This is a genomic window from Streptomyces sp. NPDC059718 (assembly GCF_042733315.1).
Lineage (GTDB): Bacteria > Actinomycetota > Actinomycetes > Streptomycetales > Streptomycetaceae > Actinacidiphila.
Genome location: NZ_JBHWGA010000003.1, coordinates 137,172 through 152,425, shown reverse-complemented (window position 1 = coordinate 152,425; position 15,254 = coordinate 137,172). Strand labels below are relative to the sequence as shown.

At 69.8% G+C, this 15,254-nt stretch carries 12 protein-coding genes and 2 tRNA genes; 4 read left to right on the top strand and 10 right to left on the bottom strand.

Features of this window, described 5'->3' with window-relative positions; all coding sequences use genetic code 11:
* Positions 1–28 precede the first annotated feature (28 nt).
* Positions 29–2,665, bottom strand: coding sequence for a valine--tRNA ligase (locus ACFV3E_RS05455; protein WP_500533491.1), 2,637 nt, complete (start codon positions 2,663–2,665; stop codon positions 29–31).
* A gap of 429 nt (positions 2,666–3,094) precedes the next feature.
* On the opposite strand from ACFV3E_RS05455, the gene ACFV3E_RS05450 reads away from it, so the two are divergent.
* Positions 3,095–3,970, top strand: coding sequence for a hypothetical protein (locus tag ACFV3E_RS05450; RefSeq protein WP_500533490.1), 876 nt, complete (start codon positions 3,095–3,097; stop codon positions 3,968–3,970).
* A 66-nt stretch (positions 3,971–4,036) separates the two neighbouring features.
* Here the strand turns inward: ACFV3E_RS05450 and clpX are convergent, their stop codons facing one another.
* From clpX to ACFV3E_RS05425, 5 genes are all read right to left on the bottom strand, one after another.
* Positions 4,037–5,323: an ATP-dependent Clp protease ATP-binding subunit ClpX gene (gene clpX, locus ACFV3E_RS05445; protein ID WP_329187895.1), complete on the bottom strand. Its 1,287-nt coding sequence runs from the start codon at positions 5,321–5,323 to the stop codon at positions 4,037–4,039.
* 174 nt (positions 5,324–5,497) lie between these two features.
* The gene (locus ACFV3E_RS05440; RefSeq protein ID WP_500372746.1) at positions 5,498–6,133 is read right to left on the bottom strand and encodes an ATP-dependent Clp protease proteolytic subunit; all 636 of its coding nucleotides are present in this window, start codon (positions 6,131–6,133) and stop codon (positions 5,498–5,500) included.
* A gap of 99 nt (positions 6,134–6,232) precedes the next feature.
* Complete coding sequence (locus ACFV3E_RS05435) at positions 6,233–6,835, bottom strand: ATP-dependent Clp protease proteolytic subunit (RefSeq protein ID WP_500372745.1); 603 nt, start codon at positions 6,833–6,835, stop codon at positions 6,233–6,235.
* A 241-nt stretch (positions 6,836–7,076) separates the two neighbouring features.
* Positions 7,077–8,471, bottom strand: a complete 1,395-nt coding sequence (tig, locus tag ACFV3E_RS05430; protein ID WP_500533489.1) for a trigger factor — start codon at positions 8,469–8,471, stop codon at positions 7,077–7,079.
* Between the two features lie 165 nt (positions 8,472–8,636).
* Positions 8,637–8,713: transfer RNA gene (locus ACFV3E_RS05425), tRNA-Pro, on the bottom strand.
* Between the two features lie 111 nt (positions 8,714–8,824).
* Here ACFV3E_RS05425 and ACFV3E_RS05420 point away from each other — a divergent pair.
* Positions 8,825–8,895: transfer RNA gene (locus tag ACFV3E_RS05420), tRNA-Gly, on the top strand.
* A gap of 570 nt (positions 8,896–9,465) precedes the next feature.
* On the opposite strand, the gene ACFV3E_RS05415 is transcribed toward ACFV3E_RS05420, so the two are convergent.
* The 3 genes from ACFV3E_RS05415 to ACFV3E_RS05405 form a co-directional block, all read right to left on the bottom strand.
* On the bottom strand, positions 9,466–10,956 hold the full coding sequence (locus ACFV3E_RS05415) for a putative glycosyltransferase family protein (protein ID WP_500533488.1): 1,491 nt from the start codon (positions 10,954–10,956) through the stop codon (positions 9,466–9,468).
* Positions 10,957–11,015: 59 nt separating this feature from the next.
* Positions 11,016–11,744, bottom strand: coding sequence for a polyprenol monophosphomannose synthase (locus ACFV3E_RS05410; RefSeq protein WP_500372743.1), 729 nt, complete (start codon positions 11,742–11,744; stop codon positions 11,016–11,018).
* Positions 11,745–12,276: 532 nt separating this feature from the next.
* Complete coding sequence (locus tag ACFV3E_RS05405; protein ID WP_500369554.1) at positions 12,277–12,639, bottom strand: hypothetical protein; 363 nt, start codon at positions 12,637–12,639, stop codon at positions 12,277–12,279.
* A gap of 323 nt (positions 12,640–12,962) precedes the next feature.
* Here ACFV3E_RS05405 and ACFV3E_RS05400 point away from each other — a divergent pair, with 323 nt between their 5' ends.
* Positions 12,963–13,928 (top strand): CorA family divalent cation transporter, encoded by a 966-nt coding sequence (locus ACFV3E_RS05400; protein ID WP_500533487.1) that lies wholly within the window; start codon positions 12,963–12,965, stop codon positions 13,926–13,928.
* Between the two features lie 21 nt (positions 13,929–13,949).
* Complete coding sequence (locus tag ACFV3E_RS05395; protein ID WP_500533486.1) at positions 13,950–14,324, top strand: arsenate reductase family protein; 375 nt, start codon at positions 13,950–13,952, stop codon at positions 14,322–14,324.
* Here ACFV3E_RS05395 and ACFV3E_RS05390 read toward each other — a convergent pair.
* On the bottom strand, positions 14,321–15,232 hold the full coding sequence (locus tag ACFV3E_RS05390; RefSeq protein ID WP_500533485.1) for a glutaminase: 912 nt from the start codon (positions 15,230–15,232) through the stop codon (positions 14,321–14,323). The genes ACFV3E_RS05395 and ACFV3E_RS05390 overlap by 4 nt on opposite strands.
* Positions 15,233–15,254: the final 22 nt, after the last annotated feature.

The window sequence follows — 15,254 nt, the reverse complement described above, 5'->3', positions numbered from 1 at the left end:
GCGTTTCCGCCTGCCCACCCCGGGTGCGTCAGCCCTGCGGCAGCGAGGACAGCTGCGCGGTGATGCGGGCCATGTCCGCCTCGGCCGCCTCCAGGCGGGTGCGGATCTTGGCGACGACGGGCTCCGGTGCCTTCGCGAGGAAGGCCTCGTTGCCCAGCTTCGCCGTGGCCTGCGCCTTCTCCTTCTCGGCGGCGGCCAGGTCCTTCGCGAGCCGCTTCCGCTCGGCGTCGACGTCGATCGCCCCGGAGAGGTCCAGCGCGACCGTCGCGCCCGCGACCGGGAGGGTCGCCGTCGCGGTGAAGCCCTCGCCCTCCGGCTGCAGGCGCAGCAGCTGGCGGACCGCCGCCTCATGGGCCTCCAGGCCGGTGGAGCCGAGGTCGAGCCGGGCCGGGACCTTCTGGCCCGGCTGCAGGCCCTGGTCGGCGCGGAACCGCCGGACCTCGGTGACCAGCGACTGCACCGCCGCGATCTCCTTCTCTGCGGCCGCGTCGCGGAAGCCGGAGTCGGCCGGCCAGTCGGCGACGACGACCGACTCGCGCCCGGTCAGCGTGGTCCACAGCGTCTCGGTGACGAAGGGGACCACCGGGTGGAGCAGTCGCAGCAGCTTGTCCAGGACCTCGCCCAGCACGCGCCGGGAGACCTCGGCCGGGCGGCCGCCCGCCAGGAAGGTGGTCTTGGACAGCTCGACGTACCAGTCGAAGACCTCGTCCCACGCGAAGTGGAAGAGGACGTCGCTGAGCTTGGCGAACTGGTAGTCGTCGTAGAGCGCGTCGGCCTCGGCGACCGTGGCGTTCAGCCGGGACAGGATCCAGCGGTCGGTGGCCGACATCTCCTCGGGCGCGGGCAGGTCGCCCCCGACCGTGGCGCCGTTCATCAGCGCGAAGCGCGTGGCGTTCCAGATCTTGTTGGTGAAGTTGCGGGAGCCCTGGACCCAGTCCTCGCCGATCGGCACGTCGGTGCCGGGGTTGGCGCCGCGCGCGAGCGTGAAGCGCAGCGCGTCGGAGCCGTAGGTATCCATCCAGTCCAGCGGGTTGACCGCGTTGCCGAAGGACTTCGACATCTTCTTGCCGAACTGGTCGCGGACCATGCCGTGCAGGGCGATGGTGTGGAACGGCGGGGTGCCGTCCATGGCGTAGAGACCGAACATCATCATCCGGGCGACCCAGAAGAAGAGGATGTCGTACCCGGTGACCAGGACGGAGTTCGGATAGAACTTCGCGAGGCTCTCGGTCTCCTCGGGCCAGCCGAGCGTGGAGAACGGCCACAGACCGGAGGAGAACCAGGTGTCGAGGACATCGGTCTCCTGGGTCCAGCCCTCGCCGCCCGGGGGCTCCTCGTCGGGACCGACGCAGACGATCTCGCCGTCCGGTCCGTACCAGACGGGGATGCGGTGACCCCACCACAGCTGGCGCGAGATGCACCAGTCGTGGAGGTTGTCGACCCAGTCGAAGTACCGCTTCTCCATCTCCTGGGGGTGGATCTTGACCTTGCCGTCGCGGACGGCGTCACCCGCGGCCTTCGCCAGCGGGCCGACCTTGACCCACCACTGCATGGACAACCGCGGCTCGATGGTGGTCTTGCAGCGCGAGCAGTGGCCGACGGAGTGGACGTACGGGCGCTTCTCGGCGACGATCCGGCCCTCGGCGCGCAGCGCGGCGACGATGGCGGAGCGGGCCTCCAGGCGGTCCAGTCCCTGGAAGGGGCCGTGCGCGGTGATGACCGCGCGCTCGTCCATGACGGCGAGGTTCGGCAGACCGTGGCGCTGGCCGATCTCGAAGTCGTTCGGGTCGTGTGCGGGCGTGACCTTGACGGCGCCCGTGCCGAACTGCGGGTCGACGTGCTCGTCGGCGACGACCGGGATGCGGCGGCCGGTGAGCGGCAGCTCGATCTCGCGGCCGACGAGGTGCCGGTAGCGCTCGTCCTCCGGGTGGACGGCGACGGCGGTGTCGCCGAGCATCGTCTCGGCGCGGGTCGTCGCGACGACGATGGAGTCCTCGCCCTCGCCGTAGCGGATCGAGACCAGCTCGCCGTCGTCGTCCTGGTACTCGACCTCGATGTCCGAGATGGCCGTCAGACAGCGCGGGCACCAGTTGATGATGCGCTCGGCGCGGTAGATGAGCTCGTCGTCGTAGAGCTTCTTGAAGATGGTCTGGACGGCCTTGGACAGGCCCTCGTCCATGGTGAAACGCTCACGCGACCAGGCGACGCCGTCACCGAGGCGCCTCATCTGCCCGGAGATCTGCCCGCCGGACTCCGCCTTCCACTGCCAGACGCGCTCGATGAACGCCTCGCGGCCGAGGTCGTGGCGGGACTTGCCCTCCTTGGCGAGCTCGCGCTCGACGACGTTCTGCGTGGCGATGCCGGCGTGGTCCATGCCGGGCTGCCACAGCGTCTCGTACCCCTGCATCCGCTTGCGGCGGGTGAGGGCGTCGATCAGCGTGTGCTCGAAGGCGTGGCCCAGGTGGAGGCTGCCGGTGACGTTCGGCGGCGGGATGACGACGGTGTACGGCTTCTTGCCGCTCTTGGCGTCGGCCTCGAAGTAACCGCGCTCTACCCAGCGCTCGTACAGGGGCCCCTCTACCTCGGCCGGCGCGTACTGGGTCGGCAGTTCGGGGGTCGCGCTGTTCGGTCCGCTCTCGGCGGCCTGCTGAGTGTTGTCGGTCACGGCGCTCAGTTTACGGGCGGGGCGGGCCCCGTTACGAATCCACCGGTGCCCGGGCGCGAGGGGCGGGACGGGGCCCCGGCGACGCGCGCCCGCCGCGGGGCCCGGCAGGGGGCGCTCGCGGTCCGGATCCGGGGGCGCGTGGTGCCGCCCCCGGCTGCGCCGGGCGGCCGGGGCCGGGAGCCGGGAGACCCCCGCCGGTCTCCGGGGGGACGGCCGCCGCGTCCGAACCACCACCGGACGAGGGACTCCTGATGGGGAACCGGCAGATCGGACGGGTCGGCGGTACCCGTCCGCACCGGTGGTCGGGGTGATCAACCGGGCATCTGCACCGTCTTGTTACCAAGTCCTGACGAGGTCGGTGTAAAGACGGCCTAAACAATCCGCAAGGATGAGCACGAGGAGACAGCAGTTCAACGAGGGGACTCACCGATGAGCTTCAACCAGCCGCCGCCACAGCCGGGTTACGGCGGCCAGCCTGGCTACGGGGGCCAGCCCGGCCACCCCCAGCAGCCACCGGTCCCGCCCGGCCCGCCCCAGCAGCCCGCACCGGGCTACGGCTACCCGCAGCAGCCCACGGCCCCGCAGCCGGCCCCGGGCTACGGCCACCCGCAGCAGCCCGGCCCGTACGCCCAGCAGCCCGGCCCGTACGCCCAGCAGCCGGGCCCCTATGGCCAGCAGCCCGGCGCCTGGGGTGCCCCGCCGCCGCCGTCGTCCGGGGGCAAGGGCAAGATCATCGGGATCGTGGTCGGCGTCGTGGTCGCCGTCGCGGTCATAGGCGGCGGCGTCCTCGCCCTCACGGGCAGCGGCGGCAGCGGCGGTGACCACAAGCTCGTCATGCCGGCCACGCTGCTGGACGGTCAGTACACCAAGTCCGGCAACGACCCCGGACTCAGCAACGGCGAGACCGGGGACGACACCGGCATCGACGACGCCACCACGGTCTCCGGAAACTACAAGAAGGGCGCCACCGAGCAGCTGATCGTCACCGGCGCCTACGGTGACGTCAGCGACCCGGGCAGCGTGCTCGACAAGATGCTCGCCGCCTTCACCTCCAAGGCCGGCAGCTCCGGTGGCGAGGCCCCGAAGGAGGTCCACCCCTCGGGCTTCGACGGCGACATCATGAAGTGCGGCACGATCGGCTCGGCCGGGGTCAGCTTCCCGTACTGCGCATGGGCCGACGACAGCACGGTCGCCATGGCCATGGACATGAACGTCGACATCACCGGCGCCACCGAGCCCCCCTCCCTCACGGAGTGGGCGGACAGCACCGTGAAGATCCGCGACGAGGTCCGCGTCACGAAGTGACCCGCCCGTACGGCGAAGGGGGCGCCCGGCAGCTGCCGGGCGCCCCCTTTCGTGTGCCGGGGTGCGCTACGCGCTCTTCTGCTCGCCCTTGCCGATGATGCGGGGCTCGCGCGGGACCAGGGTCGGGTTCACGTTGGAGTGGACGACGTCCTCGCTGATGACGACGCGGGCGACGTCCTTGCGCGAGGGCACCTCGTACATCACCGACATCAGCACCTCCTCCATGATGGCGCGCAGGCCCCGGGCGCCGGTCTGGCGGAGGATGGCCTGGTCGGCGATGGCCTCCAGGGCGCCGCGCTCGAACTCGAGCTCGACGCCGTCGAGCTCGAAGAGCCGCTGGTACTGCTTGACCAGGGCGTTGCGCGGCTCCACCAGGATCTGCAGCAGCGCCTCACGGTCGAGGTTGTGCACGCTGGTGATGACCGGCAGACGGCCGATGAACTCGGGGATCATGCCGAACTTCACCAGGTCCTCCGGCATGACCTCGGAGAACTGGTCGGCGGAGTCGATCTCCCGCTTGGAGCGGATGGTCGCGCCGAAACCGATGCCCTTGGCGCCGGCCCGCGACTCGATGATCTTCTCCAGGCCGGCGAAGGCACCGCCGACGATGAAGAGCACGTTGGTGGTGTCGATCTGGATGAACTCCTGGTGCGGGTGCTTGCGCCCGCCCTGCGGCGGCACCGAGGCGGTGGTGCCCTCCAGGATCTTCAGCAACGCCTGCTGCACGCCCTCGCCCGAGACGTCGCGCGTGATCGACGGGTTCTCGCTCTTGCGGGCGACCTTGTCGATCTCGTCGATGTAGATGATCCCCGTCTCGGCCTTCTTGACGTCGTAGTCGGCCGCCTGGATCAGCTTGAGCAGGATGTTCTCGACGTCCTCGCCGACGTACCCGGCCTCGGTCAGCGCGGTGGCGTCCGCGATGGCGAACGGCACGTTCAGCATCCGGGCCAGGGTCTGGGCCAGCAGGGTCTTGCCCGAGCCCGTGGGACCGAGCAGCAGGATGTTGGACTTGGCGAGCTCGATGCCGTCGTCGTGACCGCGGCCGCCGCCGTTCTCACCGGCCTGCACCCGCTTGTAGTGGTTGTAGACCGCCACGGAGAGCGCCTTCTTCGCCGGCTCCTGGCCGACGACGTAGCTCTCGAGGAACTCGTAGATCTCGCGCGGCTTCGGCAGGTCCTCCCACCGCACCTCGGAGGACTCGGCGAGCTCCTCCTCGATGATCTCGTTGCAGAGGTCGATGCACTCGTCGCAGATGTACACACCGGGTCCTGCGATGAGCTTCTTCACCTGCTTCTGGCTCTTTCCGCAGAACGAGCACTTGAGCAGATCGCCGCCGTCACCGATGCGTGCCACGAGGTGCTTCCCCTTCGCCTGGGTCCCGTCAGTTCGACGAGTCCTGGTGCTTGCCTATCGACGGTACCTTGCCGCGCCCCCAGTGCGGGCCCCCCTTGGAGCTACTGGGCCGTGACCTGCACAACCCCGCGGCTCCAAGAGGGGACTTCTTGTCGCAGAATGCCCTGCCGGGCGTCAGACCGCGACCGCCGAACCCTTGCGGGTCGAGACGATCTGGTCGACCAGACCGTAGGAGAGGGCTTCCTCGGCCGTGAGGATCTTGTCGCGCTCGATGTCGTCGCGGATCTTCTCGATCGGGGTGCTGGAGTGCTTGGCCAGCATCTCCTCCAGCTGGGCCCGCATCCGCAGGATCTCGTTGGCGGCGATCTCCAGGTCCGAGACCTGGCCGCGGCCGGTCTCGCTGTACGGCTGGTGGATCAGGATGCGGGCGTTCGGCAGCGCCATCCGCTTGCCGGGCGTGCCGGCGGCGAGCAGCACGGCCGCGGCGGAGGCCGCCTGGCCCATGCAGACCGTCTGGATGTCGGGCTTCACGAACTGCATCGTGTCGTAGATGGCCGTCAGCGCCGTGAAGGAGCCGCCGGGGCTGTTGATGTAGACCGAGATGTCGCGGTCCGGGTCCATCGACTCCAGGCACAGCAGCTGCGCCATGACGTCGTTGGCGGAGGCGTCGTCGATCTGCACCCCGAGGAAGATCACACGCTCCTCGAAGAGCTTCGCGTACGGGTCGTACTCGCGGATGCCCTGCGAGGTGCGCTCCACGAAGCGCGGCACCACGTACCGGGCCTCGGCGGCGTTCGCGCGGTCGTACATGCCGCTGCCGGGGAAGTTCTGGGTGGTCACGTTCACCGTCCTGAAGATGAGCAGTGGGCTGGGGTCGGTCCTGCGGGGCAGTACGGGCGTCAGGCCCGGTCAGGCCCCGGTGCCGCCGCCGCCCGGCACGTTCACGGCGTGCGTGATGACGTCGTCGATCAGGCCGTACTCCTTGGCCGCGTCGGCGGAGAACCAGCGGTCGCGGTCGGAGTCACGGGTGATCGCCTCGACGCTCTGGCCGGAGTGCTCCGCGATGAGCTCGGCCATGCGCTTCTTCGTGCGCAGCAGCTGCTCGGCGTGGATCTTGATGTCGGAGGCCGAGCCGGCGAGGCCGGCGGAGGGCTGGTGCATCAGGATGTCGGTGTTCGGCAGCGAGAAGCGCTTGCCGGGGGTACCGGCCGTCAGCAGGAACTGGCCCATGGAGGCCGCGAGGCCCATGGCGATGGTGACCACGTCGTTCTTGATGAACTGCATGGTGTCGTAGATCGCCATGCCGGCCGTCACGGAACCGCCGGGGCTGTTGATGTAGAGGTAGATGTCCTTGTCCGGCTCGGCGGCAAGGAGGAGCAGCTGCGCGGTGATCTTGTTGGCGATGTCGTCGTCCACCGGCTGGCCGAGGAAGATGATCCGCTCGCCGAGCAGCCGGTTGTAGACCTGGTCGCCGAGGCCACCGATGGTCGGCTCGCCGGCGGCGGAAGGCATCGGAGTCGTCACGTATCCACCTGCTCGTTGTCGGACGGCGCGGACGCCGTCACAGGGTCTTCTCGTAGGGCACGGGCCCTCGTACTTACGGACCCTAACGCGCAGGTGGGGCCCAGCAATCCCCCACGCGGAACTGTTCGCTGTCAGCGCAGGCAGGGTGTAAGCGGAGAGCGAAACCGAGCAGAGCGGGCCCGGACGAACTGGTCGTCCGGGCCCGTCGGATGGTGCTGCGGGGCGAGGCTCAGGCCTCGGAGCCCTCACCCTTGGCGGTCTCGGCGTCCGTGTCCTCGGAGGTGGCCTCGACCGTCTCGCCGGTCTCGTCCTCCTCGTCCTCCAGGTCGACGACCTCGCCGTTGGTGTCCTTGACCGTGGCGGCCTCGACGACCAGGGCCAGCGCCTTGCCGCGGGCGACCTCGCCGACGAGCAGCGGCACCTGGCCGCCCTCGACGACCGCCTGGGCGAACTGGTCCGGGCTCATGCCGGAGGAGGCGGCACGGCGCATGAGGTGCTCGGTGAGCTCCTCCTGGTTGACCGAGAGCTTCTCGGTGGAGACGAGCTCGTCCAGGACGAACTGGGTCTTGATGCCCTTCTTCGCCTGCCCCTCGATCTCCTGGTCGTACTCCTCGCGGGTCTTGCCCTCGTTCTCCAGGAAGGAGTCCCAGTCCAGGCCCGCGGCCGGGAACTGGTGGTGCTCCAGGTTGTGGACGCGGGTCTCGATCTCGTCCTTGAGCAGCTTCTCCGGCAGCGGGATGTCGACCAGCTCCAGGAGGGCGTCCAGCACCTTCTCCTGGGCCTGGGTGGCCTGGTCGTACTGCTTGATGCGCTCCTGGCGCTTCACGGCGTCGGCGCGGAGCTCCTCGAGGGTGTCGAACTCGCTCGCCAGCTGGGCGAAGTCGTCGTCCAGCTCGGGCAGCTCACGGGCCTGGACGGTGGTGACGTCCACCTTGACCTGGGCCTCCTTGCCGGCGGCGGAGCCGCCCTTGAGCTCGGAGGTGAAGGTGGCCGAACCGCCGGCCTCCAGGCCGGTGACGGCCTCGTCGATGCCGTCGAGCAGCTGGCCGGAGCCGATGGTGTAGGTGACGCCGCTGGCGACGCCGTCCTCCAGCACCTCGCCCTCGACCGAGGCCTCCAGGTCGACGACGACGACGTCGCCGTCGGCGGCGGCACGCTCCACGACGGTGGTGGAGGCGAAGCGCTCGCGCAGCTGCTCCAAGGCCTTGTCGACGTCCTCGTCGGACACCTCGACGGCGTCGACGGTGACCTCGATGCCGGAGTAGTCCGGGATCTCGATGACCGGGCGGATGTCCACCTCGGCGGTGAACTTCAGCTCCTGGCCGTCGTTGAACTCGGTGATGTCCACCTCGGGCTGGCCGAGGACGTTGAGCTCGCCCTCGTTGACCGCCTCCGTGTAGAACTTGGGCAGTGCGTCGTTGATGGCCTCTTCGAGGACCGCGCCACGGCCGAACCGCTGGTCGATGACGCGCGCGGGGATCTTGCCCTTACGGAAGCCCGGCACCGTGACCTGCTGGTTGATCTTCTTGTACGCCGCGTCGAGGCTGGGCTTGAGCTCCTCGAAGGGCACCTCGACAGTGAGTCGAACCCGGGTCGGGTTCAGAGTCTCGACGGCGCTCTTCACGGTTGGGTCTCCTTGGGGGCTTTACGTTGATGGGCGGCCGCTCGGCGATCGTGCGGGGCGGCTGGTGTTCGACCTGGCTTTTCCGCGTTCCAGTGGCCGACGACCCATCCTACCGGTACCACAATCCTGCGGCCGGGCCCTGCTCGGCACAGGGCGGCCGAGCACTGGTCGGGGTGGCCGGATTCGAACCGACGACCTTCCGCTCCCAAAGCGGACGCGCTACCAAGCTGCGCCACACCCCGTCGGTGCGACACGTAGAGTACATGCCTCCGCACACCCTGACGGCCACATATGCCGTACGCGGGAGCCGGGTCGATCGGCTACGATCTGATGTGCCAGAATGACTGGCCGTTGCGGGCGTAGCTCAATGGTAGAGCCCCAGTCTTCCAAACTGGCTACGCGGGTTCGATTCCCGTCGCCCGCTCTGCACACGAAGGCCCAGGTCAGGGGAGTTTACCCCGGTCCTGGGCCTTCGTCGTTCCTCGGCCGGACCAGTCGTCCGTGCCCGCCAGGTGCCCCTGTCGGCGCGATCCCCGCTTCACAGCCTTGACGATTCACGGCGCCTTTCGCCCCGGCGAAGACACGCCCGGCGGCGCCGGTCTCCGCGCTTGTCTGCTTCGCTCTTGGGTGCCTTGCAGACCCGTTGCCCGCTGGTGAGCTCGGCCACCGAACGGCGTACGCGGATCGCCGTGGTCGAGGTCACCATCTTGATGACGCAGGCCGATCAACTCACCCCATCGGAGGCCGTGGAAGTCGGCCAGGAGGACGAGCGCCTTGTACCGCGGCGTTCCAGGCGCAGCGTCCCGAGGGGCGGCGTCAGCGCAGGGCTCGTCAAGCACGAACCCGCTGAACCCGATTGACATGTGCGGAGCCGTCGCGTGAGTCCCCGATGCACGCCGTACAGCACGGGAGTACGGCAATCTCCGTGCCCACGGACGGCCGCCACCGCATCGAGGGGATCGGGCGGGCCACCGTGGTCACGACGACGCATCACCTACTGCGCGTGGACGCTGTAAAGGCGCTGCCCGTCGGTCCCCTCGGCAACCAGGGAGAGCAAACCGCGCGGTGGGGCGGGGTCACCTCGGTCCAGAAGCACCCAGCGCACCTTCCACCGGGTCAGGATCCGTTCCTGTTCCTGCCGGCTTGTCGCCGGGGAATAGAAGCGGGCCGTGTCGGCGAGTCGCCGGCGCTGGTCGGGCAGGAAGAAATCGGGGTAGCCAGGCGCCACGGTGTACGGGCCGTAGGCGGGCAGTTGCCGGCCGGGCCGCTCCCGCGCCATCACCACATCGCCCCAGTTCATCCGGTCGGTCGCCCAGGCGTAGCCGGGCCATGGCGTTCGGTAGGCCTCGGCGACCGGTCCTGGCAGCAGTCGGGGCGGCACGACGTAGCCGAGCGCGCCACGCTGGGCCCACGCGCCCACCAGCAGGGCCGCGGCGACGAGCAACGCGAATCCGCGGGCGACGCTCCGCCGCCCGGCCCCAGCGGCTTCCAGAGCGGCCGCCAGCTGCGCCGGGATCAATGCCGCCGGCAGCGCCCGTCCCCACGAGTAGTGTCCGGTGAGCCCACCCGCGGCGAAGACCGCCGCGCCGGAGAGGAAGAACAGCACCAGGGGATCCCGCAGGTCCCGGCGGGCACGCAGGGCCAGCGCCGCCACGCCCAGCAGCACCAGGCCGAACCGGACCGTCAAACGGTGGTAGAGCGGCTCGTGGATCGCCTCCAGACCACCCACCCCGGCCAGCGCGAAGAAGTCGTAGTAGGGCCACAGGGCGAGCAGTGCCACTCCGCACAGCGCCCCGGTGCCCAGCCGCAGCCAGACGCTCCGCGCGGGCCAGGGGCGCGCTCCGCCGAGCAGGGCCAGCACCCCGAGGGTCGCTATGACCCCGGTGAACTGGTGGTTCAGCAGGGTCACCGCCCACAGGAGTCCCATGGCGAGCGCGGCCGTCCAGGTCGGTCCACGTCCGGACCCCAGTTGACGGTGGAGCCATGCCCACAGGTGGAAGGCGCAGCCGAGGGCGAAGGTGGACGGGTACGAGCAGGTCAGGGAGAGCGAGCTGAGCCCGACGAAGCCGCTCCAGGAGAACTCCGTGGTGCCCCAGAGCAGCAGGATGCAGAGCACGGCGAGCGGCCCGGCGAGTGCGACCCCACCGGGGCGGGCCAGTGATCGGGCGAATCGCCAGATCCCGGAGATGAGCAGCGGCAGGGCGATCAGTGCGGCGATCCTGAGCACCCCGAACACCGGCCATCCGGTGACTTCTGCCAGCAACCCGAGCAGGAGCATCCACGGCGAGTAATAGGGGCTGGTGGTGTCCGAGTCCACCATCGGGTTCCCGGGGTCCCCCGGGGAATGCGAGAGCCGCTGCAAGGTCGCCGCGTGAACTCCCAGGTCGCCGTTCCACGGCAGCTTCACCACGACCAGGAGCAGGAATATGCCGAGCAGCACGGCGACGGCAACCGACACAGCGGTGGACAAGCGCGTGGCAGCCACCGGTTGTCCGTGCCCGCGGGTGGGGGCTGGGGCGCGGTCCTGGACTGCGCCGGTGCGTATCACGAGTGCTCGCCCGGAGCCCTGCGCGCCCGCAGCTTCCACGGCATGACGATCGACTCCAGTTGGACCGCCAGATTCATCTTCGACTCGCCGATCGTGCGGTCTTCGAAGTGGATCGGCACCTCCATGGCTCCTACGCCCCGGCGCAGCGCCCGGTACTTCATCTCCACCTGGAAGCTGTAGCCGGCCGAGTCGACGGAGGCCAGGTCGATGGCCCGCAGCACATCGGCCTGCCAGAGGTTGAAGCCGCCGGTAATGTCGCGGATCCGGGTACCGAGGATGGTCCCGGCATAGGTGTTCGCCCAGCGCGACAACAGCTTGCGGTGCAGGCCCCATGCCTCGGAGAGACTGCCGCCCTGCACGTACCGGGATCCGATCACCACGCCGGCGCCCGTCGACAGTGCGACGCCGAGCATCTCGGGGATCTTCGAGGAGGGATGGCTGCCGTCGGCGTCCATCTGCAGGACGTAGTGTGCGCCCTCGGCCACCGCCAGGCTCATGCCGGCGCTGTAGGCACGGCCGAGGCCGTTCTTCTCGGCTCGGTGCAGGACGGAGATTCGGGGTGGGTCGCCGGCCTCGTTGAATCGCGCCGCGAGGTCCTCCGCGAGGTCGCCCGTACCGTCTGGACTGGAGTCGTCGACAACGAGCAGTCGCAGCCCGGGCAGGGCGAGGCCCATGAGCAGATCGACCATTCCCGGCAGATTGGCTGCCTCGTTGTAGGTCGGCATGACCACGGTCAGAGGCGTCGCCGCCCAGGTTTCGGGCAGTGGGCGAGGAAGCGTGCCCAAGCGATCCTCTTGTTCGTTGCGCACAGCCTGCCTTTCTCTGGATTCCCACGCTCGGGCCCTCACGCAGCCTGAAGCGCACCTCTGATCACACCGGCGAACGGCCCGACTGCAGGCGATCCGCCACTTTCTGCAATGTGGATCGCTGACGCAAAAGTCAAGATCCGGAAGAAAAGGGAAAACCGTCTCTGGAGCCGCCCCTACCACACGGTTCGGTCTCACGGAGCGCCCCGCCCCAAGGGTCGAGAGCCGAGCGGGGATCTTACACCGCGACGACCGAGGCCCATCCGGAAGGTTGCGCCACGCCAAACTCGAAATGACGCCGCAGCCCAACCGGCGTCACACTACGTGTCGGGGATCTCCCGGAGTGTGTCCGATCGCCGCTCAAGGACGTGCGGGCGGCTTGCCGGATCACCCCAACGGAGCGGCGCGGCCGGGGTGGGGGCCGGCCGCGCCTGGGTGGTGGATTGAGGGGTCAGTTGTTGAAGACCGGGATGTTGTTGTTCACCCCGCCCCCGAAGAAACCGCCACCCCCGTTGTTGAAGATCGGGATGTTGTTGTTCACCCCGCCTCCGAAGAAACCACCGCCGCCGTTGTTGAAGACCGGGATGTTGTTGTTCACCTGGCCTCCGAAGAAACCACCGGTGTTGTTGAAGAGGGGGATGTTGTTGTTCACCCCGCCGCCGTCACTGACGTGAAGGCTGTGCTGCTGGGGCGCGGCCTGGGCGGCGCTGACGTGGGCGGGGGCGGCCGCGAACGCGCTGGTCGGGAGCAGGGCGCCACCGGCGGCGAGGGTGGTGGCGGCGGTCAGCATGACGATCTTGCGGGTGCGGGACATGGCGGTTCTCCTCAGGCGATGCGGGGCGGGGATTCCGGATGACCCCTTTTCGGGTGACCCGGCACCGGGGGAATGTCCCGGTGATTCCTTTCGGTCGGTATTGCGCGACCTCTTGACTCCAGTAAGCCCCGGTGCTCCGCCCGCGTCACGTCGCTGCATTTCGGGGCTTGACATGGGACCGGGGGCTCGTTAAAAGACGGCCCGCCGGTACCGCGGATCCCCTGTACCGGGCACCTCCGCATGCGTGGACGCCGGAGTCTGCGCAGGCTGGGAGGTGTGCCGGTGATCCACGGTGAGGAACGATGATCGTTACGGTGGTGTCGATGCCCGAGGGCACCGTCGCCCGCGCCGCCGTGTCGGAGGCGCGGGAGCGGCTCGCGGCGTCGCGCTTCCTCCTCGTGGACATCGAGGTGCCCGGGGAAGGACGGCCCGACGAGCCGCCGATCGCCCACGAACTCGGCCTGGAGGCCGAGGACCTGGCGTGGCTGGGCAGGGAGGGCGAGAGCGCGCGGGCGGAGTTCCACGGGGACAACGCCCGGTTCGTCGTACCGGTCATCGAGGACGACGAGGTCGTCCACCTCCACGTCTTCGTGACCGGGCGGTACCTGGTCACGGTCCACCGGGGGCCGAACACGCTCCTCGGGCGGTTCATCACCCGGCTGCCGCACGAGCGGCCCGCGGACACCACCGCCACGCTCTTCCTGCTGCTGGAGGACGCCCTGGAGACCTTCCGCAAGTCCGCCGTGGAAGCGCTGCTGCAGGTGGAGGACCTCGAGGACGAGATGTTCGAGAGCCGGAACCCGCAGCAGGTGTACCGGCTGGCGCGGCTGCGGCGGCGCGCGGCACTGCTGCACCACGCCCTGCTGCCGTACCTGCAGGCGACCGACGAGACCATCACCCGGCGGATGATGAGCGGCAGCTTCCCGGAGGAGCGGCAGCGGCTGGCCGCCTCGTACCAGCGGGCCGCGCGGATGGTGCTCTCCAGCATCGAGTCGCTCCAGGACGCCGCCCGGCGGGCGTTCGCCAGCTACTCCTCCCTGGTGTCCGGCGAGCAGAACGGTGTGATCAACCGGCTGGCCATCGTGTCGACGATCTTCCTTCCGCTGACCTTCCTGACCGGCTTCTTCGGCATGAACTTCACCTACATGACCGATGAGTTGGAGAGCAAGATCGTCTTCTGGCTGCTCGCCGTGGGGCTGCAGGCGCTCGTCCTGTCCGTCGCCGTCTACGTGCTCCACCGCACCCGCATCTGGCGCAGGCTGCGCGACGACGGGCGCGACGACCGCTGAGCGCCTCACTACATTGGCGGCATGGAGATCTGGATCAACCCCGCGTGCTCGAAGTGCCGCTCCGCGCTGCACCTGCTGGACGAGGAGGGCGCGCGGTACACCGTGCGGCGCTACCTGGAGGACCCGCCGGACACGGACGAGATCCGGACGGTGCTGGAGCGGCTCGGGCTGGAGCCGTGGGACATCGTGCGGACCCAGGAGGCCGAGGCGAAGGAACTGGGACTGAAGGAGTGGCCGCGCGAGCCGGGTGAGCGGGAGCGCTGGATCGGGGCGCTGGCGGCGCACCCCCGGCTGATCCAGCGTCCCATCATCACCGCCGAGGACGGCACGGCGGTGGTCGCGCGCTCGCAGGAGGCGGTGCGGGACGCGCTGGGACGCGCCCCGGGCTCCGTCTAGAACACCGACAGCCCGGTGGCGGTGGTGAACGCGTCGAGGGCGGCCATGGCGCCGACGGAGTTGCCGGCCGGGTCGAGGCCGGGGCTCCAGGCGCACAGGGCGCCCCGGCCCGGGAGGACGGCGAGGATGGCCCCGCCGACACCGCTCTTGCCGGGCAGGCCCACGCGGTAGGCGAACTCCCCCGCGGCGTCGTAGGTGCCGCAGGTGAGCAGCACGGCGTTGAGGCGTTTGGCGTCGGTGCGGGACAGCAGCCGGTCGCCGTCGGCGCGCAGTCCGTGCCGGGCGAGGAAGCAGCCCGCAAGGGCGAGGTCGCGGCAGGAGGCCTCGAGGGCGCAGTGGGCGTAGTAGTGCTCCAGGACGGTGTCCACGGGGTTGTGCAGGTTGCCGAAGTGCGCGAGGAAGTGCGCCAGGGCGGCGTTCCGGTGGCCGTGGGCGGCCTCGGAGGCGGCGACCGCCGGGGCGGTGGCGAGGGCCGGGTTGCCCGACTCGGCGCGCAGCAGTTCGCGTACGGCGCCCGAGGCGTCGCCGGTGAGGGTCAGCAGGGCGTCGGTGACGACCAGGGCTCCGGCGTTGATGAAGGGGTTGCGGGGGACGCCCTGTTCGGTCTCCAGCTGGATGAGCGAGTTGAAGGGGTTGCCCGAGGGCTCGCGGCCGACGCGGCGCCACAGGGCGTCGCCGCCGTGGTGGAGCGCCAGGGCGAGCGTGAAGAGCTTGGAGACGCTCTGGACGGAGAACGGCTCGGCGAAGTCCCCGACGCCGTGGACCTCGCCCCCGACGGTGGCCAGGGCCATGCCGAAGGCGCCGGCGTCGGCGGCCGCGAGGGCGGGGATGTAGTCGGCGACCTTGCCGCGGCCGAGCTCCGGAAGGGCCGCGGCCATGGCCTGCTCGAGGAAACGCTGGTAGTCCACCGGCCCATTGAACCCGGACCCC

Bases quoted from the DNA above. Each gene is read 5' to 3' on its own strand.
- ACFV3E_RS05450 (WP_500533490.1), top strand. From the start codon at position 3,095: ATGAGCTTCAACCAGCCGCCGCCACAGCCGGGTTACGGCGGCCAGCCT.
- ACFV3E_RS05440 (WP_500372746.1), bottom strand. From the start codon at position 6,133: ATGTACGACCGCGCGAACGCCGCCGAGGCCCGGTACGTGGTGCCGCGC.
- ACFV3E_RS05395 (WP_500533486.1), top strand. From the start codon at position 13,950: ATGGAGATCTGGATCAACCCCGCGTGCTCGAAGTGCCGCTCCGCGCTG.
- ACFV3E_RS05405 (WP_500369554.1), bottom strand. From the start codon at position 12,639: ATGTCCCGCACCCGCAAGATCGTCATGCTGACCGCCGCCACCACCCTC.
- ACFV3E_RS05435 (WP_500372745.1), bottom strand. From the start codon at position 6,835: ATGCCTTCCGCCGCCGGCGAGCCGACCATCGGTGGCCTCGGCGACCAG.
- ACFV3E_RS05410 (WP_500372743.1), bottom strand. From the start codon at position 11,744: ATGCCGACCTACAACGAGGCAGCCAATCTGCCGGGAATGGTCGATCTG.
- ACFV3E_RS05400 (WP_500533487.1), top strand. From the start codon at position 12,963: ATGCCCGAGGGCACCGTCGCCCGCGCCGCCGTGTCGGAGGCGCGGGAG.